Source organism: Planococcus sp. S3-L1 (assembly GCF_030063085.1).
Taxonomy (GTDB): Bacteria; Bacillota; Bacilli; order Bacillales_A; family Planococcaceae; genus Planococcus; species Planococcus kocurii.
Genome location: NZ_JASISN010000022.1, coordinates 20,958 through 43,485, shown reverse-complemented (window position 1 = coordinate 43,485; position 22,528 = coordinate 20,958). Strand labels below are relative to the sequence as shown.

Sequence of the window (22,528 nt, the reverse complement as noted above, 5' to 3'; positions counted from 1 at the left end):
TACCATCATGGGCAAAGAATAGGGAGAAGAGACTGTATCGTACTGTTAAAAAGGTGGCGATAAGTTTAAAAGTCCTTCAGTAAAACGTGTGCTAGTTGTATGATAGTGAAAGAGACTATCAGCCGGATTCGAACATAATTAGAAGATAAATGATAAGGAGTGAGCTTTTGCACAATCAAAAACGAATTAGAGATTACGGTGTAGAGATCGGATATATAAAAACTGGAAAGCTAAACGCTATAACAGATGTAACAGGCGTTACAGTAGGTCACGTCACATTGAGTAACGGCAATATGCAAACCGGGGTGACGGCGATTTTGCCGCATGCAGGAGACTTATTTCATAATAAACTCATTGCTTCTAGCCATGTCATCAATGGTTTTGGAAAAACAATGGGCACTATTCAACTAGCCGAACTAGGGACGCTAGAGACGCCAATTGTCCTGACAAACACCTTAAATGTCGGCACAGCGGCCAATGCCGTCATTGATTACATGTTGGAGAAAAATCCTGATATCGGCAGTACGACGGGTACTGTTAATCCGGTAGTCGGTGAATGCAACGATATGTTCTTAAATGACGTACGGGGGCGCTTTGTTCAAGAGCAACATGTACGTCAGGCACTCGAAAATTGTGCTGTCGAGTTTGAAGAAGGCGCCGTCGGAGCAGGCAGAGGCATGCTATGCTATTCGCTAAAAGGTGGAATTGGTTCAGCATCTCGTATTGTCAAACTAGAGCATAGAGACTACACGATGGGAGTTTTGGTGTTATCCAATTTTGGTATGCTAAGCGATTTGACTGTCAGCAGCAATCCGATTGGCAAAGCTTTGAAAGAAAAAATGCTGCACTCGCATAAAGAGGAAGACAAAGGCTCTGTCATGATTATTGTTGCTACAGATCTTCCGTTGTCTGAACGCCAGTTAAATCGTATTTTAAAGAGGTCAGTGACTGGACTTTCACGTACAGGTTCGATTATTACCAATGGGAGTGGCGAAATCGTACTCGGGTTCTCAACAGCTAACAAAATTCCTCATGCGAAAACGCAACAGTATCTAACAATTGATACGATTCACGAAGAGGATATGGACGAAGCTTTTAGAGCCGTCGGAGAAGCGACAGAAGAAGCTGTATTAAATTCATTGATTACGGCAGAAGCTGTTATTGGCCGTAATGGCAATGAAAGACCAGCGTTAAAAGAGTTGCTTGAAAAATTCAATTTAACACTCTAGAGCCTTTAACAGGTTCTTTTTTTAATGCAAAAGAATTTTGTGAATACGCATGACAAAAACTTCTGGTAAACCCACCGCGATTTTCTGCTTGAAATTGTGTGCGGGTATACAGAAATACAGATTAACACTTATAGAAAAAAGGTGGAAACTAGTTTGAAAAAATCATTACATAAAATTAATGTGCAATAAAAATAATGAAATAGTATATTTTTGTTTGCATATTGTACCATCGGCTGTAGTCTAACAGGGACAAAAGAGATCTTTAAATGCATTGGAAAATAAATTTTAGTAGTCTAGAAGTCTTGCTAGTGAACAAACTACTAATTTTTATAGCTGTCTTTGAAGCGTTGAGGCCGATAACAGTAAAAGAGGGTGCTTACGAATGAGAAATGTTTCACGCGCATTTCAGCAAGTCTCTGTCTCCTGACTTTGTTGCCACTGACATTAAGCGATTCATTGGTTCGAGGGACCGCTCGATTTTCTGCTGAACCTTCACCTTCATTTCCCAAATTTACTAAGTGGGCTAGGAGTTGTAACAGCGTTGATTGGTAAAAAAGGAGATTTAAAATTCAATCTCGTACTGTTCACTATGTTGAGCTTGAGTCTTTATGTCATTTTGACCACCCACCTCAATTCCCTTTAAATCGATATCAAAAGTCAGTTAAACCAAAAAAATGAGACATAACGTAGAGTGACGTTATGTCTCATTTTTTTAGTTATCCCTAACTAGTTGGACGTACCCATAACTTGGAAAAATTGATGTATCCGAAATGACTGAGCGTGATGTTCATTAAATCCATTGCGAAAGGAATTTGTCGCTTTTCGTAGTAAAGAGGAATCATAATAGACGATGCCATCAATTGTTGTTCGATTTTTAAATTTAATGCCGTCCACTCTTCAAAAGGTGTCTGAGCATATTGCTGCAGATAATTAGCGAACTGTGGTTGAGATTTCATAATCGTTGCTATTGGGGATGAGCCGTTTGATAAAAAGTAAAAAAAGGAAAAGTTTTGATCTAGTTCAAATACTTCTCCGTGAACGAAAAGGTCCGCTGTTTGGTCTTCTGTTGTATCCAATAATTTATCTTGAAAAGACATCCACTGAATTTCGACTGCAATTCCTTCACTTTCTAGAGCCTCTTTCAGCCACAATGTAGCACCGCTTGTGTAGTTTGCCGCTTTTATGATTAAAGGCTGATCGATTTGGGGCCGTACTGGACAGCTGAAGGAAACAATTTGTTGTTGCTGACCAATTAAACAACTCGTCTGATTAGCTAGTGCCCGTGTATGAAACAGTTCAATTTTATGGCGGTGTTTAGCAATAGCATAATGAACATAATCACGCACTTCTTGTTGGTTAATGGGGGAATTTCTAAGTGCATTTAAAATTACCACTCCAAATCCCGAATCGCTTTCTACTTGAAAGGTTTTTCCCTCCAAATATTGCACAGTAGACCGATACGTAAAATCATAATCCTCAGAAACCTGAATAAACTCTACGATATCGATCAAAGGTCGTTCTTGAAAATAATCTCCAAATGCTTGCAATGTCGTTTTAAGTTCATGATTTTCTACGATAAAAAAACTTCCAGAACCGGTAAGTTGCTGTGCATTTTCTTTGTAAATACTGGCATTAATCATGCCGAGCATCTGTAAACAATAGCTGCAGCCGCTTGGAAAAGAAATATCAATAATATAGGGACTAATCGCTACAATCTCTGTAATGGGTTGCCACAAATCCACATAGGAAGAATCTGTGCGCAACCGGTTTAAACAGTCGATTACATCATTTGCAGACAAATACGAACCGTCATGAAAGCGGACTTCTTTTCTTAGGTATAGCCGAAGGTCGGTAGCTGTTAAATCCCAACTATGAGCTAGTTCAGGATATACGACACCACTAGCATCAACAAATACTAGTCTGTTGTATATAGTGGCTACCATATTGGCACTTTGAATATCTGCAGCTTCGAGAGGGTGAAGTGTTAGTAACGGATATTGTCTTGGGATAATCAGTTTGTCCGTGTTGCCCATACTATTTTGAACATAACCGAAATTAGCACGAATTTGATGCAAGATACGCTGTTTGACTTCGGGTGACCAATCAAATAAAAGATATTTGCTGACAGTTTCGATTGATTTTTCTTCTATCAGTTGTAGAAGTTGTTGTTCATATACTTCTTCTACATGTTGGTGCCACTGAAGATGCGAGGCGTTCCCTCTACCTTGGCCTGAAATAAACGTAAACCAACCCTCATCAGACCATTTGCGGAGAAGACGTGCCGTTTGTTTTGTGCTTAAACCGAGTTTGTTTGCTAATTGAGTTTGTTTAATATTGCCAGATGGGACAGTTCGCCATAACGCTAAAAGAATTTTTTCCATAATGCCTCCTGTTAAAAGTGGACATAACTATAAAAATTGTCTATTTTTAGTATTTTCCGTCTAGTTTAATATACATAAGACAAAGGAGGCTGACAAGATGAAATGGAAAGACTATCCACAGAATATTAAAGTGCGTTTAATTACTTCTTTTTTTAATCGAGCTGTGGCTTCAGCTGTGATGCCATTCATGGCTCTTTTCTTTGCACAGGAAATGAGCAAAGTTTGGGCGGGGTCTTTTTTGATTATCACCGTATTCATCGGTTTTTTTGTGAATATGATCGGTGGATACATTTCAGACCGCTTTCCTAGAAAAAAAGTACTGGTCATGACATCTTTCTTGAGTGCCTGTATGTTCTTGCTAATGGCAGTAAGCTTGCTACCTACGGATAGATGGATTGGCTTGTTTGCATTAGCCTATGTGTTCTTCATAATTGCGAGTAGTTTAGGACGCCCCGCGATGCATGCCATCATCATTGATTCAACGACTCCAGAAAATCGCAAAGCTATTTATGCCATCGATTACTGGATGGTCAATTTGTCGATGGCTATTGGCGCTGCACTTGGTGGCTTGTTGTATCTTAATCATCAAATTGAACTATTTATGTTGTTGACAGTGACATCTGCAAGCTTGCCAATTGCCTATCACATTTGGTTGAAAGATGAGCGTGTTGTGAGCTTGAAAAAACAGCATCACAATGTTCTGATTGACTTACTGCAAAACTATCGAGTGGCTTTTCAGGACCGTCCATTTGTTAAAGTAGTCATTGGATCGATGTTTATATTTTCAGCGGAATTTTCATTGAATAGCTATATTGGTGTCCGGTTAGCGGAAAGCTTTCAGACATTCACGATTGCAGACTTTGATGTCGCAGGTGTACGAATGCTTAGTTTGCTAAATATCCAAAATATGTTGCTAGTTGTCTGTTTTACTTTTGTTGTCAATCGATTCACGGATCGCTTTTCTAAAAAGCATGTTTTATTGACAGGATTATTGCTTTACAGTATTGGCTATGTCACGATTACATCAGCGAATAGCTGGTATTTATTGATTTTGTTTAATTTTATTGGCACGATTGGGGAGTTGGTTTATTCACCTGTCCGAAATGCGGAAATGGCCAATATGATACCAGAAGACAAACGGGGATCGTATTCGGCGTTTTCTAACATTTCATTTAGTGGGGCAGATCTTTTAGCGCGCTCGACCATTATTATTGGTGCTTTTTTAATTCCAACGATGATGTCTGTCTATATGGGCGTGTTGCTTATGATTGGTACGCTTCTTGTATATACAGGATTATTTGTCAGAAAGCCCAAAAGAAAACTGGCGAATAGACCCGAAATCATCTGAAAATTTCGTTTAAAAAGGTAGGAGAATGGCTGTGTTGATTAGAAAAGCAGTTCCAAAGGATGCCGAACAATTGGCTAGCCTAATGAAACAAGTTGAACAATCCGGGTTGATGCTATTTGATCCTGGTGAACGAAAGACGACTCCTGAGCAATTACAACAACGCCTTTTTTCAATGGGGCAAGAGTCAATTGTGTTCGTTGCAGAGGAAGGTCAACAATTAATGGGATATTTGTTTGCGATAGGAGAAGAAATCCAACGTAAGCAACACTCGATTCACATCGCAATAGGCGTTTCGCGGCGAGAGCGGGGAAAAGGTATAGGGTGTCAATTGTTCGTGGCCATGGAAGAGTGGGCAAAAGACAAAGAAATTCGCCGCATTGAATTGACCGTATTAGAACACAATCACGCTGCCATTGCGTTGTATAAAAAAAGAGGTTTTGTAGTAGAGGGACTCAAAAGAGAGTCGATTGGTATTGGTGGTAACTACATGAATGAATGGTTTATGTCGAAATTACTCTAGAATTTTTTTAGTCAATACATGCACTTTAGGCAGTCTTGAACTGAGATTGCTAAAGTGTTTTTTGTCTTTATAAAAAATACATGGATATGAAAAGGAAAAGCACAAATCAACTAGAATTTTGTACAATATTGTATTTAATCTATATTTTTAGACTTATTAATTGTAGACTATTATAGAATATCTTATGAATAGGAGATGTATAGATGGCAGCATTGCTTTTTTTCTTTCTTGAAAACATGGCATTAATTATCGCCTTATTGTATTTGGCGTTAAAAGCAAAAGAATTATTATTCCCAAACTTGACTGAATCAAAGTTCTTATATCTATTAAGTGTTGTCTTCATAAGTTTTTTAACCTTTTCCGTCATGTATAATCCGTATTTTTATATGGGCATGAGACTGGATTTGCGTGAAGTTCCACTTTATTTTATTTCATACATTGCTGGTTGGAAAGTTGGACTGCTATCTGCTATATTCCCGGCATACTTCCGGTACTCTTTCGAAGGTCCGACGGTTGTATTGGGTATTTTGCAAACGATTGTACTGCCAGTCGTTATTGGCAGCTTGTTTCACAATCAAAAATCATCAAATAAGTTTTTCAATTTATTGAATCTCAAAAAAATGATGGCTGGTTTTTTGATTTTCGAAATGTTGAAATCAGTCTGGATGTTTTTATTTACACCAGCAACTATTTCTATTATTATTGCCATGTTGTTTTTTGCTGGAGTTGCGGTATTGGCGATGGGTTTAATCACCAATGGAGAAAGTCGTCAACTATTGCTGCGAACAGAACTGGAATATTACTCAAATCAAGATCCGATGACGCAGTTGCCCAATATCCGTTTTTTCAAAAAGACACTAGCGCCGTTGATTGTGCAACAAATTCCACTCGCCATTGTTATGATGGATGTGGATTATTTCAAAATTTACAATGATACACATGGGCATCAAAAGGGAGATGCCGTACTTCGTTCGCTTGGCCAATTAATGAAAGACAATACGCGTAGCAAAGATCATGTAGCTCGTTATGGAGGAGAAGAATTTATTTTTTGCATTACGAACCCTCAAGACCAACGTGAAGCTTTGATGCTTGCTGAAATTGTTAGAAAACAAATAGAGCTTTATCCGTTTGTCGGAGAAGAGTTGCAACCGGCAGGAAAACTAACAGTGTCAATGGGTGTCAGCATGAGTACAGGAGACAAAAGCTTAGATGAATTGATTGGTGAAGCCGATAATGCCATGTATGAATCAAAGCATAATGGAAGAAATTGTGTGACAGCTCATTCTGAAATAAACGCACGTGAATTGGTAAAATCTTAATCGGAAAAAATGATGAAACAGTCACTGTGTATAGTGGCTGTTTTTGCTGCGGCGCTTATGCTTTTCTTAATCCCAACAAAAGCTTTGGATTTGAGTTAAAATAAAAGGAAAGGTTTTTCTTTATCTAACTTGATTTATTACATAGGAGTCATTGAATTTCAGCAATGTTATTATTAGGAGGATATTCATGAATAGTTTTATTGTTATGCAAGGAGAGACCTATCAAGAAGAACGCAACGCAGAGGTTCTTTGGTCACCGAGGGTTGATAAATCGGGGATGATTCCACACTCTTGGAAACGAATGCAGGAGTTAAAAAAAGGCGATATCGTTTTTCATTATGTAAAAGGATTTTTAGTAGCTATTAGTCATGTACGAGAAGATTGTAAACATGGAACCAAACCTAAAAGTACAGACGAGCAGCAGGACAGCACTGAAGAGGTATTTATCGCACGGGCTGTTTATCGCGAATTGGACAATCCGTTATCCATTAAGGCGTTTTTTAGCGACATAGAGCCTTTACTGCCCGTAAAATACGCGGCATTTCAAGAAGATGCTAGTGGCAATTCAGGTTATTTGTATCCATGCAATGAAGAACTGGCGATGAAATTTTTAGAACTAATTAGCGCCTTAAATATTTTCACCTTGGAAGTCGAACAATTGGAGTTGTCAATGGAAGTGATTAAAAAAACAGAGCATGATCCATTAATCAGCTTGATTGCAGAAGCAGAACTACAAATCAAAACGAAAATGCGTAGAGGTAAAGAACAATTCAGAGATAGTTTATTGCCGCTTTGGAACGGAGAATGTCCACTTTGTGGAATTGGTATTGACACTGTGTTGAAAGCGACGCATGCCAAGCCTTGGAAAGACAGCTCAGCTGAAGAGCGGCTAGATGCTTTTAATGGCATCTTACTTTGTGCCAATCATGCTGCTTTGTATTCAGCGGGGTTCATCGCATTTACCGGAGGCGGAAGTCTCCGTATTTCGAGTCAAATTCCAGAAGAACATTATCCCACCTACCAATTAAAAAGAGGGATAAAAATACCCGTTTCGCCAGAGCATGCTCTTTATTTAAGATGGCATAAACGAATCGTTTTTGCCGAACTGCCTAAAGTGAAACTGCTGGTCAATCAACAATAATCGTTCGATAAGTATGTCTTTTGTCGTACGACATATGCTAAACTAGAAACAAGTGAATAATCATGCAGAAAAAAGGTGCTGATTCGTCAGCATAACAGGGAACCCGGTTAGATTCCGGGGCTGTTTCCGCAACTGTAAGTGCGTATGAAATAAGAAAATGCCACTGTTTAGTGTTACCAACTAAACGGGAAGGTTCTTAAAGTAAAGCGATGCACAAGCCAGGAGACCTACCTTTTTTTGAACGTATTTTTACTCTTCGGAAGATAAGGGAATCATACGGCAACGTTTCTATTTTGACTGCTGAAGTATGTCTCTAAATAGCTATGCCGCCGTCCTCTTTTGAGGGCGGCTTTTTGCTGTTTAGAGAGCGTTCAATGCCATGATCTTCACCAAACGGAAGTGAGGTGGAATGATGAAAAAAGACATGCGTTATCTTTGTTATCCATTTATGCAGGAATCTGCAGTTACTGTGGATTTTGAAATTAGGACTGATTCGTTAACTACCCGAATCGGAGAAGCCCTGTCATTGACACAAGATATAGAAGCTATACAACGAGATCTGCAGATTTTACAACCTATGGCTTATCATTTGAACGGCTCAGTTCGCGGTAAAATAGCCGTTCATGAGGAAGACTTGATTGAGCTAAGTAACATGTATGATTATTATGTAAACTTCACAAAGGATAAAATCGGTAATTTTGTTTTGCCGCAAGGAACACACGCTGCATGCGTCCTGCATGTTTGTCGCAGTGAAGCGAAAAAATCAGTAAGAGCCTTGCACAAAGTGAGTTTAGAAAGAGAAATACCGAACATTCTCTTTGATTATGCCAATTTGTTAGCCAACGTGCTTTTTACGATGGCTGTTTATGTTAATCAGCATCACGGAGTGGAAGAAATCCCGTTCGTCAGCAAGTCCTATCCAACTAGACCTAAAAAGAAAGAAGTGACCAATCAACAATGAAAATTTCCTCGTTCAAATACGTAGCTATCGGAGCAGTTGTTTTAACTCTAGGTGCTTGTCAATCAGAAACAACAGAAAAAACAGATGCAGAACCAACGAATAAAGGAGAGGAACAAGCAAACTATACCGTTACAGATGATTTAGACAACGAGTTGACGTTTGAAAAAGTACCTAAAACAGTTGTCTCACTTATTCCAAGTAATACTGAAATTTTGTATGGCATTGGCGCAGGAGAAAAAGTGATTGGCGCGACTGATTATGATAATTATCCAGCAGAAGCAGCTGAAGTTGAACGTATTTCAGATTCAGTCGTTTTTAACGCAGAACGCATCATTGAAATGGATCCAGATGTCGTCATCGGTTATTCTACAGGTGCGCCAACCGGTTATGAAGAGTTAGAAGCTGCAGGTATCCAAGTATTTGTTATTGAATCAGCGCAATCTTTTGAAGATGTGTATGGCGACATCGAACAAATTTCGACCGTCATGGGTCTTGAAGACAAAGGGGATACGTTAAATAGCTCAATTCAGCAGCAAATTGAAGAAGTACAAGAAAAAATAGAAGGGGTAGAAGCGAAAAAACAAGTGTTTTTTGAAATCAGTCCTTCGCCCGAAATTTATACAGCAGGTCAAAAAACGTTCCAACAAGAAATACTGAACCATGCCAATGTCGAAAATATCTTTGGTGACCTCGAAGGGTGGCCAAAAATTTCAGAAGAAGAAGTCATTACACGAAATCCAGAAATTATCACAACAACGGTTTCTTATACGGAAGATCCAATCGGGGAGATCAAAGCACGTGAAGGCTGGAGCGATATCGAAGCGATTCAAAACGATCAAGTCTTTTTCTTGGATTCTGATATCACATCACGCCCTGGACCGCGCATTGGTGACGCTGTGGAATTAGTAGCTAAAACAATTTACCCAGATTTATTTAACTAAAACACAAAAACTCCTCGCCTTAAAAGCGAGGAGTTTTTTTATGCAGGAAATCATAGCGTTATTCCAAGCTAGCTGGATCTATTCCGAACTCCTCTTTTAATACGTTCCTCTTATCGGCTGGAGACAGCTCGATTTTTGTTTTTCGTCCATTTTCTGAGCGTGTTAACTGATGATCTGACAAAGTAATTCGTCCGTTTTGAGTTGCCCGAGTGACTAAGTCATTGTGTGTAAAAGAAGAGTCTTTAGATACTTGATTAAAGACACATCCTTCATGAAAGTCAACCAGCTGCTTTTCATCTGTTGAAAATCTATAAAGCACTTTTTCGTTCTCTTCATTTTCACGAATCAGATCATAATAAACGTCATCCACTTTTTCGATGCGGTAAGTACCACTGTGATCAGTATGGCGTTCACCACCAAGCGGAATTGGACTCATCGTCGAGTCTCCAAAACCGGCATCTACTAAGTAAAGCGTATCAAACTCCACGAGAATCGCCGCATGCGTATCAGTTTTGGCCCAAGTGCCATTTGGTCTTTGAACGGTTGCCGATATTAGTTTTGCTTGATATCCTAACTGACTGAGAAGCCAGTGAAACAACCCATTTAATTCGTAACAATACCCACCTCGCCGCTGATTAACAATTTTTTCATAAATTTTCTCTAAGTTTAAGTAAATTGGAACATGTCGCATAACGTCTAAATTTTCGAATGGGATATTTTGCATATGCAAAGATTGCAATTCAGTCAAATCTTGCAAATAATATTCTTGAATCGCAGAAGCGTTAAAACGAGCTAGGTATTTTTCTTTATTCATCATGACTAATCATTCCTCCTATTACTGTAAATGTTTTTTTGTAGATGCTATTCATTTTTAAGTGTAGTTATTTTTGCAGACGTGATACAATGAATGGGTAAATAAATTTAGGTGAAAAATCAGTTGAATAGTGAATTCAATTAGATGAAAAAAGAAGGTAGGGTGATAGATTTGGTATCAACGACTGATGTAGCAAAACATGCAGGTGTATCACAAACGACTGTTTCACGCGTACTGAATAAACCAGATCAAGTAAGGAAAGACACGTACGATAAAGTAATGGCTGCAGTGAATGAGCTAAATTATTCATTGGGTGGAGTAGAGGAGACTGTTCCATTTACTGCGAATGCGAACCAAGTGAAAGCAATTCATTTGGTAGTTGGATCATTAGATGATCCAATCTTTACTGAAGCCACCCCGGCTATTATAAATTATGCAAAGCAGCAAGGCTATGAAGTAATTAGTCATTTTATTGCAAAAGAAAATGAATCGGATGTATTCGATGCGGTATTGTCTAGCAAAGCACAAGGCATCGTTTTGATTTCTGTGTTACTGAATAAAGAAGAGTATGATAAAATAAGTGAATCGAACACACCGGTGATTTTGCTGAACTCTAATTATTCAGGTAGTCATCATTCAATTGGCTTGAATGACACTGAAGCTGGGTATTTAGCTGCCCATCATTTAATAGAAATGAACCATCAAGAAATTGCTTGGGTAGGAGGTACATTGAATAATCCCTCTTATAATAATCGTCTTCTAGGATTTATTCAAGCTATTCAAGAACAGAAAATCAAAGTTCGTAAAAAGCGGTTAGTGGTTACGGAGACAGATAAAAACTCGTTATTTAAAGCTTTTAAGAATTTACAAGCATTAAAGAAAAAGCCGACAGCTATTGTTGCTGCTACTGATGAAATTGCCATCCAATTACTGGATTTTTATCAACAGGAAGGCTATCAAATTCCACAAGACATCAGCATCGTTGGAATTGGCAATTCAGAGATTGGCCAACATTCATCTCTGAACTTAACTTCTGTCGGAACGTCCGATAGCCTGGAAAATTTAGGTCAAGAAGCGGTAAAAAGACTATTTGATATGCTTCTTTACAATCAAGACGAAGCGTTTAATGTGACTAGAGATGTGCAGTTTTATGAACGGAAAACGACTGCTCTACGTTAACAAGCCATAGTGGCTGGAAATTCATCTAGTCAATTTAAAAAGCCGTGCCGGCAAACATACCGGCACGGCTCTTTTTGGTCTTTCAGATTTATTTACAAAAAATTTTCATTAATGGTAAATCTACTGATCATTTCATTTCTTTGTGAGTAAATGGACATTTCCCTTGGATAGGTTCGCTGTCGTCACCGATGAAAAATTGCTTCCATTCGTTATGTTGTGGGTCACCAAAGTGGCTAATGTCGGGATGAGTTGGCAAATGATCCCATGCTTCTACACGTTGTCGAACTTTATCACGTGACATTATGCCGCCTTTTTCAGTTCCTGTTAATCCTTTAAAAATACGGCGGGGCTGGAATCCTAAAACCATCGCATTGCCGAGGTCACGAGTTTTGCGCTGTTTATAAGCGGGTGTATTGCCAAAAATAAAGATGGGTTCCCCTTTAAAAGTAAAATCCCATAAATAATGGTCTGGATCGCGCGGGGCTTCTTTCGGCCATTCTGTGTCATCTTCATCATGTAAGTACTGCAAAATGTCCCAAAACTGTTGCCGATAAGTTTCAAGTGAAGCTTCTTTCTTGAAAGGCTCAACAAAGACAAATAGCCCGTGGCGTTTATGCTTTGGGTCATCAAATAACGTTAAGAATGCATCAACAGCTGCAGGTAAATTGCGCCAGTCTTCTTGTGTGATATACGCATAGCGTAATTCTCCTTTCATCTCGCCGTTCATGCCGAAGTAGCATGGAAAAGTTTTATCCGTTACAGTTTTGTGAAAAGTAGTGTATTCGGCTAATAGCCATTGAGGCAAGTCTGTGCGTGTTGTAAAATCTTCTTTCGTTAATAAAGCAGAGTTTGTCGTAATCATGAGAAGTTCCTCCTGTTGTATAAAATTGCGTTTTACTTGTTGTTCCCTAAGAAACAGCGGGCAAAACAAAAAAAGGCTGAGATTTTTTCAGCCTCTTGGTCAAGCGATTAAAATGCACCAGATCCACCACCGCCACCGCTAACACCCCCGCCTGCAGATATCGCTCCTGAAGCACTAGCAGAAGTGCTGGTGCTGGAATAGGCAGCAACAAACAGTCCAGTCAACAAAACAGGATTATAAAACAATCCGAAATCTGCAAATGCCGAATCGCTATAGGCAGTGGTGAAGCTTAGTGTTGTAAGGTGGGTGGATTTTTCGTCTGCCCCAAGTAGGTAGCTAAAAGCACGCATCTTTTCGTCTTGCGTTAAATGATTCCAAGCTGTTGGCTCTAGATTTTTCATCGCAGTCCGTAGCTGTTTCCATTCTTCTCGAATCACATGGCCTTTATAAGTAATCGGAGAGTAAAAACAAAATCCAATAAAGCCAATAGCAATGATTATAGAAACAACCATCATTGGAAACAATTCTAAGAACCCGAAAAAGATGGAAGCTACACCAAATACCAGTCCGCTAGTTCCAACGATCCCACGCAACAAGGGGTGTTTGTCGTAAAGCTCATACTGTTTGACCTCTTCTTGAATGCCTTGCTGCCAAAGAGTGATAGAGTCGGTGTAAGAAGCATGATTCAGCTCTTGTTTTGTGTAGCTTTCCAACTCTTTTGTTTCAAAAATTTCACCATCACCTACTTTATCAAAAAGCAGTTCGATTAACGTAGCCTCGTGAATAAATTCAGTATTGCGGTCGATCAGTCGGAATTTTTCTTCTGATAGCTGTTCAATCTTTTGTTTACGTACCAGTTCCATTAAGGCTGCTGCTGTTACAGCAGGTGTTAAAATGGAAGACTTAGTAAAATAGAGAGTCGCTGGAATGCTCATTTTTTGCTTTGGTACGAAAAAGTGAGGCGTGTCTGGTTTTGCTTGCTGCTTGGTTTTGCGCGCATGACTAAAAGCCCAAGCGAAGAAAGCCAGTAACGCTGCTCCGGCAGCTGGAATCAGCCAGTTGCCAATAGATTTTCCTACCTGTTGTTTAGCTAACAAAGCTGCAGCGTCGTTTGCCATTTGCTCTTTGTCAGCGGCTAAGTCAGCGAGGACCAAGCCGTCTTTCTGAGGTAGACTCGGGAATAGATGTTTGTCAAAAATGACGCGGACGTCTCCGTTAGAGCCTGCTAATACCTTGCCCATGTCAAACTGAACCCCACCATCACTTTGTAAACTGCCGGTTTGGTAAGCACCATCGTAACCGGTAAAAGCTGTTTTTTCTGAATCAGCAGGCGGTGTAATGGTTATTGTCATTTGTTCATAGTCACTGTCGTTGCGGTCATCAAAAAATGGCCAATAAAATTCAGCGCCGTCCGCGTATGTATCGACAGCTCCTTGAATTTCGTAACGCAATTCGATGGTAATGGTTTCATTTTCACCTGAACGGAAGATGTTGTATAGTTCTTCATCCTGTTCGACTTTTAATTCTTTCCCCTGTTCAGAAGCGGTAAACTCATGAATCGACGTTCCTTTTTTTGGAACGATTTCCCGTATAATGCCATTAAAATCATCTTGAAATTTGTACGTATGATTTTCCGTGACAGCAACCGTTCCGTTGCTAGTTACTTGCGCATCGATGGTGACTTTAGAAATGGAATAGTCCACAGCAAATGCTTGAAGAGGAAACAACGTGAAAACGAGCAGGGTCCATAAAACGATAAATTGGTTTTTCTTGTGCATTTACCTCACTCCTTTCGTTCGTTACGAAATGCTCGGTAATAAGTTTCAGAAAGTCGATTGTTTCTAATCGGATGGTATCTCTGCCGGTTAAAACAGGTCTAAACTTTCAAATAAAAGAAGTATGGAAAAAGCTTCATTGGAGTGGATCGTGTGTTAACCTCTTTTCAACTAACTGAATTTTCATTTAACATTCTAATTATAGCAAGCAACTTAGCAAAATCACAAATAACACTCATCCGCGTTTTGTTGCAAGTTAAAGGGATCGCAGACAAATGAGATCCGTTTGAGACGGTTAACTTGAAGACCATGAACGTCCATCTGCTTCGAGTCCTCCTAATAATTTTCGGCGGCGATTTTCTAACGTTGCAAATGCGTTAAGGTAATCTGTTTCTGGCATCATTGGAATTTCTGCTTCCTGAAAAATGTTGAAATTAGGAATAGGTGGAATCTGTTTGGACGGCTTATAAAATGACTTGTTCAGTGTGTCTAAATACTGATCGATACTAGAGCGCATTTCTTTCAACAATAGCTGATTCGGATGATAGCTAACGGGAACAGCGAATTTGATTAAACTCACTGCTTCATCTAAAATCGCAATTGCTGATGGCATAGCGGTCTTATGACTCACGGCATGATAGTAATGTAAAACAGGATAAGCTGCGTGTTGGGCAGCAAGTGAACTGAGTTGCTCTGAGTAGCTAGCTAGTAAAAGATCAAGGTTATGAAAGTCATGGCCGTTCCAAGCGCTACTAACTAGCTCTTCAGCAGTTTCTCCAAGACCATGAATGCTCGAAGCGAAAGAACGTTTCATCGTAACCGCGCTTAAAATGGAGATTAGATACGTAACACCAAAAGTGATGAACAGCATACCTGTACCTGTTGCAAGAACGGAAACAATTTGCGCACTTCCTTCTTTTGGGCTGAAATCGCCGTTGCCGAGTGTAAAGATTAAATAACCGGCAAAGTAAAAGCGGTCGACCCAGGAGATAGCATCAGTTCCATGAGAAGGGGCAATCGCTTGCCCAAGTCCCGCAAAAATCAAAGTCCAGCCAATCCACAATAAAGAAATCCACATCAACAACGTTGCACTCAATACGAACGGACCTGCTAAGCTAAGTGATTTGGAATGATTTCCTCCAATCATTCTAGCCATTCTCCAAATAAGTGAAGACAAGCGGTTCGTAACGGGTCCCGCACCACCATCAATCCACAAAGTCGTCCAAATAAAATCGACGATGCACAGGATAATAAATGCCATGCCAACAAGTAAATAAAGTAAATTCAGAATAATCACTCCTTTCTTTTAGAAGGTGTAACATAAAATAATGACGTTAAACTACAGCAACAGCTTTGTTACTTGGATCAGGATGAGTAAACGAAGAACCTGATTTAAACGGCCACTTTGTGGATCCTGTTAATTACTACGGTAAGTCGTTTATTTAATTATCATACCCTTATAACGAAAATCTTAAAAAAGTTTATAACTACTGCAGTTTACTGCGGTAAGGAGGAGATAGCCATGACAGATAAATCAAAAATCAAAATCGTAGATAATACGGTGTTGCGGAGTGAGATAGCAAGAGCGACAAAACGGGTAACTCACGTTCATTTGGCAACGTGGGCATTGAGTGTGGCAAAACGCGTGCTCTGTTACGTTGAAAAAGAGTTTCCGCATAGTGACCAGTTACAAAATGGGATTCAAGTTGGGGAACTGTGGCAACGAGGCGAAGCTTCTGTTCAGGAAGTTAGACAAGCGGGATTCAACGTACATGAACTAGCAAGACGATGTGAAAGTGAAACGGCAAAAGCGGCAGCTCGGGCAATTGGACATGCTGTTAGTGTGGGGCATATGCGGGGACATGCAGTAGTTTGTTCAGATTACGCCATTAAAGCAGTCGGGCTTGATTCAAAAGCTGACATGAATAAGATTACCGAAGAAAGACAGTGGCAATTAAATGAATTAGAACAGTATCGCGATTAGGTTTTTTACAGATAGACAAGGGGCTAGAGCGTTCTCAAAACAAAAAGACCTGTTTTTTGCTAGCAAGCATTAATTTGGTAAAAAGATTTGACCGAGTAAGTTGTTGCCATTGAACAAAAAAAGATTGACTCGTCCAAATTAAAATACTAATATAAAATATATTGCTAATAGCTAATGGTTTTTTGCTTGTTAGAAATCTGAAGAGATTGAAAACAAAGAATCGCATTGGAAATTTTACATAAGTTAAAGTAAATCAAGCTATTTTTTTGTTATAGCAAGAAAGCGTTTTCACTACAGGATAGGGGTGTCAAATGTATACTTTTTTAATTTCTATCGTCATTTTAGTGGTAGCCTATTTTACATATGGTAAATTTATCGAAAAACTATTTGATCCGGTTGAAGCAAGGAAAACACCAGCTTATGCGAATGCAGATGGTGTCGACTTTGTCCCAATGAATAAACACAAAAATGCACTGATTCAATTGTTAAATATAGCTGGAACCGGTCCAATTTTCGGTCCAATCATGGGTGCCTTGTACGGACCCGTCGCATTTTTGTGGATAGTCATCGGTTCGATTTTTGCTGGAGCGGTTCATGATTATTTGACCGGCATGATTTCCATACGCAATAAAGGTGCACATATCCCAGAACTTGCAGGAAAATTTCTTGGGGCAGCGTCAAAGCACATCGTCAACGTCTTTGCGTTGCTGCTGCTATTGTTAGTCGGAACAGTATTTGTTACGACGCCCGCATCGTTGCTTTCGATTTTGGTGGATGGTAAAATCGCAGCGGGTATTATCATTGGTGTCATCTTTATTTATTATTTCTTATCAACGATCTTGCCAATCGATAAAATTATTGGACGATTTTATCCTTATTTCGGTGCTGTATTATTAATAGGGACACTGGGCGTGGGCATTGCGCTGTTATTCTCTGATTACAAAATACCGGAACTCAACTTCACGAACATGCACCCAGGCAATTTGCCAATTTTTCCGATTTTGTTTTTCACCATTACTTGTGGCGCGTTATCTGGGTTTCATGCAACGCAGTCACCGATTATCTCTCGGACGGTTGAAAAAGAATCGCAAGGCCGTTATATATTTTATGGCATGATGATTGCAGAAGCCATCATCGCGATGATTTGGGCAGCTGCGGCTATGAGCATTTTTGATGGACAATCTTTGAGTGGTCTGATCAATTCAGGAACGCCATCTGCCGTTGTTAATGAAGTATCCATGACTTTGCTCGGTGCAGTGGGTGGTACCATAGCAGTTCTCGGTGCGATTGTTTTACCCATTACTTCAGGAGACACAGCATTCCGTGCAGCTCGTTCTATTATTGCAGATTACATCAAGATGGATCAGACCCAGCTAGTAAAGCGATTGATTATCGCTATTCCACTTTTTATTATTTCAGCGGCTTTGACTCAAATTGACTTTAATCTTCTGTGGCGCTATTTCTCTTGGGCCAACCAAGCAACTGCGGGAATCGCTTTATGGATCGCAACGATGTATCTCTATATCCAAGGTAAAAACTACTTGGTGTCGCTTGCGCCTGCTATCTTTATCACCTATATGGTTTTTGTCTATATACTCAATCAAAAAATCGGCTTTAATCTCGATCTTGATCTTTCATACATCGTTGGGTTAGTGCTGACTGCGGTAGTGATTGTGCTATTTTACGGCAAAGCCAGAAAAAATCGACAGCAAGATGTCCAAACAGTCGTTACAGTAGAATGACAAAAAGCAGGCTGCGACAGCCTGCTTTTTCTATGACAATTAGTTGGGAAATACCATCATCAAATAAAGAAAATAAAAAATTCTTTATTTATCCTAAAAATTTGCTAAAATAAGATGTTGAGTTGATTAGAAGCTTTCGTAGATAAAGTCGGTCGCTCGCAAAAGGGAGGAAGCGTCAATTTCTAATAACTGGTTATGGTTGCCGGTACTGATTCTGACAATGAATTGCATCCGTTACGGAGAAACAATGCTGCATAACAGTTTGGCTCTTCATCAGGTTATGCTGTTTTCATTGAATATCGTCGGCATTCTATACGTGCTGCGGGTTATGTATAAGGGTAAAAAAATACACAATAAACCAACCGCTAAAAGACATTTCAAAATCTGATCACTGGCTAAAACAGCTTGCTCCATTTACCGATGGAGCAAGCTGTTTTATTGTTTGCTGGTCAATTCGAATGGTGTCTTCCATTTAGTATGTTTTCAATGTTTGTCGTTCTAAAGGGATTTTGTACGAATGCCGTTTAGCCGAATGAAAATGGGCAGAGGACTTCAGCCGTATCATGCTTGCTGCACCATAAAGGCGCTAGCCATGCCAATTAAATAAGCCTATTCCGCACAGCATTTCCGCTAAACTTATTAAGTCAACGAATTGTCCTGAACTCACTCATAGGAGCGGTTGATTAGTGAATCAAGTTATAATGCTTAAGTATCCTAATTAAAAGAGGAGTGATTCCATGATTCGTGTGTTACTTGTTTGTCTCGGAAATATTTGCCGGTCACCGATGGCAGAAGCTGTTTTACGTGAGCAATTAAAAAGGGCGGGAATGTCCAGTTATGTAGAAGTGGATTCTGCTGGAACGGGGAATTGGCATATTGGCCAAGATCCGCATCCGGGAACTTTGAAAATTTTAAAAGACCACAGCATTTCGGCAACAGGTTTAAAAGGGCGTCAGTTGCAGCCGGCTGATTTTGCTGCATTCGATTACATTCTTGGAATGGATCAACACAATATCATGGATATCCGTTTGATACTCGGTCAGACCACTCATCCGAAAATCTGTCGTTTTTTAGATTTAACCGATCAAGCGAAAGACGTACCCGATCCTTATTTCACTGGCGATTTCGAAGAAACCTATGAACTCGTAAGCAATGGCAGTGCAGCATTAATTGGAAAGATTAAAAGAGAACATAATGTATAGTTGGGTTTTTATTCATTCGGACTTTTCTAACTGAAACCACAGTTCCGGCAACAGCACGGTCAACTCATGGGCAAGTAAGGTATGAGGCGAGCGCGTTTTAACCCACTCGTCTGCGCAGGCTCCGTGAAGATAAACGGCGTTTAATACTGCGTGCTTCCAGTCAGCGTGGCAGCACAACATGCCGAGCAGCATACCGGTCAGTGTGTCGCCGGTTCCACCTTTTGCCAGCGCGCTATTGCCGGTTGAGTTTGACCAAACCTCACCATCAGGAAAGGCAGTAATAGTATTTTGTCCTTTTAAAACAATTGTCACACCCATTTTTTTCGCCCAAATCACCGCATAGAAAGCGCGGTTTTTTTGCAATTCATTTACGTCCACGCCAGTAATGTGAGAAAATTCAGCAGGATGGGGTGTTAAGATTACGGGTGAGTGACGTTTCACGTAAGTTCGCTTGCTCAGTGCACCTGCGTCCAATATAACCGGTACGTGGCTGTCGAGTAGTGTACTAACGGCGTTTTCCGTTAACGCATCTGGATTTGTGCCGGGTCCAATTGCGATCGCGCGGTATGAATCGATGGGTGTCTTTTTTTCTGCAATCTGCTGTAACCCATTTTGTACGTAAGTGGCTTCTGGCAATTGAGAGACGATCATTGCCACCACTTCAGCTTCTGTCGCAATGACTAGTTTACCGACACCGCTCCTCGTCGTACCAAGTGCCGCGAGTAGCGCAGCGCCTGGCATTTCTTTTGTACCAGCAACTAATAGCGCTGTACCGTAGCTTCCTTTATGACTCGATGGCTGTCTTTTAGGGAGTGATGCGGCGACTTGTTCGGTTGTCCATGATTGCAAGATGACGGATGAGGTCATTTTTATTCCTCCCATTTTCAGAATGTGTACAGTTCGTTTAGTTAACTGTACGCATTCTTTTTATCAATAGCAAAACTCATCATTCTTTTTCTCCATGCTCAAAAAAAGTGAAGCAGAAAAAGCCAAAGCTCCCATTATAAATGATAGAATATTCTTTCAATGGAAAGCTAAACACCGGATTGATAGGTAGTTGATAAAACAAAGGAGATGGATAAATTGATAAACTCACAACCCATTCGCTTTAGTGAACGTTTGCACTTAATTGACGGATTTGACTTAGGACTCACTAGAAGAACCGGCACTTATGTGATTGGAGAGAAAGAGTTGACTGTAGTCGATACAGGATCAAGCCCTTCTGTCAAACACGTCAAAAAAGGACTAGCGGCTTTAGGATTTACTCTTGAAGACGTCAAATACATAATCGTTACCCATGTCCATTTGGATCATTCAGGGGGAGCGGGACTGTTGTTACAAGGGTGTCCAAACGCTCAAGTAGTTGTTCATCCTAAAGGCGCTAGGCACCTGATTGAGCCTAGCCGACTGATAGCGGGAGCACGAAAGGTTTACGGAGAGCAGTTCGATCAATTGTTTGACCCAATCGTTGCTATTCCAGCAGATCGCTTACTTGTTAAAACTGAAGGCGATCAACTAGTCATTGGACCTACGTGCACACTAGAATTTTGGGATACCCCAGGACACGCCAACCACCATTTTAGTATTTACGATCCTGTCAGTAATGGCATGTTTGCCGGAGATACAGTTGGAATTCGCTATGAACAATTAGTCAGTGAAGGCATCGACTTGTATTTGCCTTCTACATCGCCCAATCAATTCAATCCACAAGCGATGCAACATGCCGTTGAACGGATGTCCATGTCAAAGCTTGATGCCATCTATTATGGTCATTTTGGAAAAACGGATCAACCAGAAAAGGCGCTTCGCCAGGTAGCAGAATGGCTAACAGTATTCGTGTCAGAAGGTCAGCGTGCTTTTGCTAATGAGATCGGCGTTGAGCAATTGGCTGACCGACTTTATGAGCGGATTCAATATTATTTACGGACGCAAGGTGTGCCAGACAATCACCGGGTATATCCATACATTCGACTGGATATGCAAGTGAGCGCCATGGGCATTTTAGATGCGTTATCGAAACAACCAAAGCACACCTAAAATTAAATGGCATTTAACTAGCTATTCATCATATATTCATTCATTTGAATATTATTCTAATCGAAACAAAGTGGAGGAATGCATCGAAATGATTCAATTGAAATTATTTCAATAACAAATGAATAAAAATAATTATTCATTTGTTATTGAATTGAAGTGAATAATGTGATTGAATTGAGGTGATTTGCTAATCTCTACTAAATTTGTGAGTCGACTGTTTAAGTTGACTGCTCTTAGGGGTAAATAAAATCCATACAGCTTTCGAATTTGCTAGTCTGACCTCTAGATGCAGACAACTAAACGAAAGAGACAAGTGAGAGGTGGAGTTTTTAGGTATGCAAGTATTAACAGAGAAAACAGCCATTATTACAGGAGCGGGAAAAGGCATCGGGCGCGCAACTGCACTGGCTTTAGCCAATGAAGGTGTCAATGTCGGATTGATTGCGCGGACCGAAGCAGATTTAATAAAGCTGACTGCAGAAATTAAGTCATTACGCGGTCGTGCGGCATATGCTGTGGCAGATGTATCTGATTTGGCGCAAGTAGAAGCAGCAGTTAAAAAGTTAACGAACGAACTTGGAACGATTGATATTTTGATTAATAATGCAGGAATCGGCAAATATGGACCGTTTTTAGAACTAGATCCAAAAGACTGGAAACAGATGATTGATGTCAATTTGATGGGGATGTACTATGTTACTAGAACAGTCTTGCCGCAATTGATCAACAAGAACGGGGGGGACATTATTAACATTTCCTCAAGCTCGGGATTGCGAGGAACTGTCGGGTCGAGTGCTTATAGCGCTTCAAAATTTGGTGTGCTCGGCATGACAGAATCGTTGTCTCAAGAAGTTCGTAAGCACAATATTCGGGTTTTCGCTTTGACACCAAGTCGCGTAGTAACAGATTTAACAGTTAAAGAAGGTGAAACAGAACAACAAAAAGAAAAATTTATGCAGCCAGAAGATTTGGCAGAATACATGGTAGCGCAGCTGAAACTGCATCCACGTATTTTCATTCCAACTTCTAGTCAATGGGCAACCAATCCATTTTGAACAAAAAAACGAGCCAGGGAGAATTTTCCTGGCTCGTT

At 40.1% G+C, this 22,528-nt stretch carries 19 protein-coding genes and 1 riboswitch; of the genes, 13 read left to right on the top strand and 6 right to left on the bottom strand.

Annotated elements, in window-relative coordinates:
• Positions 1-167 precede the first annotated feature (167 nt).
• Positions 168-1,229: a DmpA family aminopeptidase gene (locus QMF37_RS15685; protein WP_078080423.1), complete on the top strand. Its 1,062-nt coding sequence runs from the start codon at positions 168-170 to the stop codon at positions 1,227-1,229.
• Between the two features lie 722 nt (positions 1,230-1,951).
• On the opposite strand, the gene QMF37_RS15680 is transcribed toward QMF37_RS15685, so the two are convergent.
• On the bottom strand, positions 1,952-3,610 hold the full coding sequence (locus tag QMF37_RS15680; protein WP_078080422.1) for an ABC transporter substrate-binding protein: 1,659 nt from the start codon (positions 3,608-3,610) through the stop codon (positions 1,952-1,954).
• 97 nt (positions 3,611-3,707) lie between these two features.
• On the opposite strand from QMF37_RS15680, the gene QMF37_RS15675 reads away from it, so the two are divergent.
• The 6 genes from QMF37_RS15675 to QMF37_RS15650 all read left to right on the top strand — a co-directional run bounded on the left by QMF37_RS15675 (position 3,708) and on the right by QMF37_RS15650 (position 9,840).
• Entirely contained in the window at positions 3,708-4,958 is a 1,251-nt protein-coding gene (locus tag QMF37_RS15675; protein WP_078080421.1) for an MDR family MFS transporter, read from the top strand.
• A 31-nt stretch (positions 4,959-4,989) separates the two neighbouring features.
• On the top strand, positions 4,990-5,478 hold the full coding sequence (locus QMF37_RS15670) for a GNAT family N-acetyltransferase (RefSeq protein ID WP_078080420.1): 489 nt from the start codon (positions 4,990-4,992) through the stop codon (positions 5,476-5,478).
• Between the two features lie 203 nt (positions 5,479-5,681).
• On the top strand, positions 5,682-6,797 hold the full coding sequence (locus QMF37_RS15665) for a GGDEF domain-containing protein (protein ID WP_283478825.1): 1,116 nt from the start codon (positions 5,682-5,684) through the stop codon (positions 6,795-6,797).
• A 187-nt stretch (positions 6,798-6,984) separates the two neighbouring features.
• The gene (locus QMF37_RS15660; RefSeq protein WP_283478824.1) at positions 6,985-7,938 is read left to right on the top strand and encodes an HNH endonuclease; all 954 of its coding nucleotides are present in this window, start codon (positions 6,985-6,987) and stop codon (positions 7,936-7,938) included.
• A 55-nt stretch (positions 7,939-7,993) separates the two neighbouring features.
• Positions 7,994-8,187: riboswitch (cobalamin riboswitch) on the top strand.
• A gap of 163 nt (positions 8,188-8,350) precedes the next feature.
• On the top strand, positions 8,351-8,899 hold the full coding sequence (locus tag QMF37_RS15655) for a hypothetical protein (RefSeq protein ID WP_071154694.1): 549 nt from the start codon (positions 8,351-8,353) through the stop codon (positions 8,897-8,899).
• The gene (locus tag QMF37_RS15650; RefSeq protein WP_071154695.1) at positions 8,896-9,840 is read left to right on the top strand and encodes an ABC transporter substrate-binding protein; all 945 of its coding nucleotides are present in this window, start codon (positions 8,896-8,898) and stop codon (positions 9,838-9,840) included. Before QMF37_RS15655 ends, QMF37_RS15650 begins: the two co-directional genes overlap by 4 nt.
• 58 nt (positions 9,841-9,898) lie before the next feature.
• Here the strand turns inward: QMF37_RS15650 and QMF37_RS15645 are convergent, their stop codons facing one another.
• Positions 9,899-10,657 (bottom strand): arylamine N-acetyltransferase family protein, encoded by a 759-nt coding sequence (locus QMF37_RS15645; protein ID WP_245830150.1) that lies wholly within the window; start codon positions 10,655-10,657, stop codon positions 9,899-9,901.
• Positions 10,658-10,816: 159 nt separating this feature from the next.
• On the opposite strand from QMF37_RS15645, the gene QMF37_RS15640 reads away from it, so the two are divergent.
• Positions 10,817-11,833, top strand: a complete 1,017-nt coding sequence (locus QMF37_RS15640) for a LacI family DNA-binding transcriptional regulator (RefSeq protein ID WP_283478823.1) — start codon at positions 10,817-10,819, stop codon at positions 11,831-11,833.
• Between the two features lie 127 nt (positions 11,834-11,960).
• Here QMF37_RS15640 and QMF37_RS15635 read toward each other — a convergent pair whose 3' ends face one another.
• The 3 genes from QMF37_RS15635 to QMF37_RS15625 all read right to left on the bottom strand — a co-directional run bounded on the left by QMF37_RS15635 (position 11,961) and on the right by QMF37_RS15625 (position 15,767).
• A complete protein-coding gene (locus tag QMF37_RS15635) occupies positions 11,961-12,695 on the bottom strand; it encodes a YqcI/YcgG family protein (protein WP_058385347.1) in 735 nt (244 codons plus the stop codon).
• 107 nt (positions 12,696-12,802) lie between these two features.
• Positions 12,803-14,473 (bottom strand): DUF2207 domain-containing protein, encoded by a 1,671-nt coding sequence (locus QMF37_RS15630; protein ID WP_283478821.1) that lies wholly within the window; start codon positions 14,471-14,473, stop codon positions 12,803-12,805.
• 292 nt (positions 14,474-14,765) lie between these two features.
• Positions 14,766-15,767, bottom strand: coding sequence for a potassium channel family protein (locus QMF37_RS15625; protein WP_245830147.1), 1,002 nt, complete (start codon positions 15,765-15,767; stop codon positions 14,766-14,768).
• Positions 15,768-15,992: 225 nt separating this feature from the next.
• On the opposite strand from QMF37_RS15625, the gene QMF37_RS15620 reads away from it, so the two are divergent.
• From QMF37_RS15620 to QMF37_RS15610, 3 genes are all read left to right on the top strand, one after another.
• Positions 15,993-16,454, top strand: coding sequence for a putative immunity protein (locus tag QMF37_RS15620; RefSeq protein ID WP_058385350.1), 462 nt, complete (start codon positions 15,993-15,995; stop codon positions 16,452-16,454).
• Between the two features lie 311 nt (positions 16,455-16,765).
• Complete coding sequence (locus QMF37_RS15615) at positions 16,766-18,196, top strand: carbon starvation CstA family protein (RefSeq protein WP_078080416.1); 1,431 nt, start codon at positions 16,766-16,768, stop codon at positions 18,194-18,196.
• A 737-nt stretch (positions 18,197-18,933) separates the two neighbouring features.
• Positions 18,934-19,398, top strand: a complete 465-nt coding sequence (locus QMF37_RS15610) for a low molecular weight protein-tyrosine-phosphatase (RefSeq protein ID WP_283478817.1) — start codon at positions 18,934-18,936, stop codon at positions 19,396-19,398.
• A gap of 12 nt (positions 19,399-19,410) precedes the next feature.
• On the opposite strand, the gene QMF37_RS15605 is transcribed toward QMF37_RS15610, so the two are convergent.
• A complete protein-coding gene (locus QMF37_RS15605; protein ID WP_071154302.1) occupies positions 19,411-20,265 on the bottom strand; it encodes an NAD(P)H-hydrate dehydratase in 855 nt (284 codons plus the stop codon).
• Between the two features lie 216 nt (positions 20,266-20,481).
• Between QMF37_RS15605 and QMF37_RS15600 the strand changes: the two genes are divergently transcribed.
• On the top strand, positions 20,482-21,435 hold the full coding sequence (locus QMF37_RS15600; RefSeq protein ID WP_071154303.1) for an MBL fold metallo-hydrolase: 954 nt from the start codon (positions 20,482-20,484) through the stop codon (positions 21,433-21,435).
• A gap of 335 nt (positions 21,436-21,770) precedes the next feature.
• The gene (locus tag QMF37_RS15595; protein WP_078080414.1) at positions 21,771-22,490 is read left to right on the top strand and encodes a 3-ketoacyl-ACP reductase; all 720 of its coding nucleotides are present in this window, start codon (positions 21,771-21,773) and stop codon (positions 22,488-22,490) included.
• Positions 22,491-22,528: the final 38 nt, after the last annotated feature.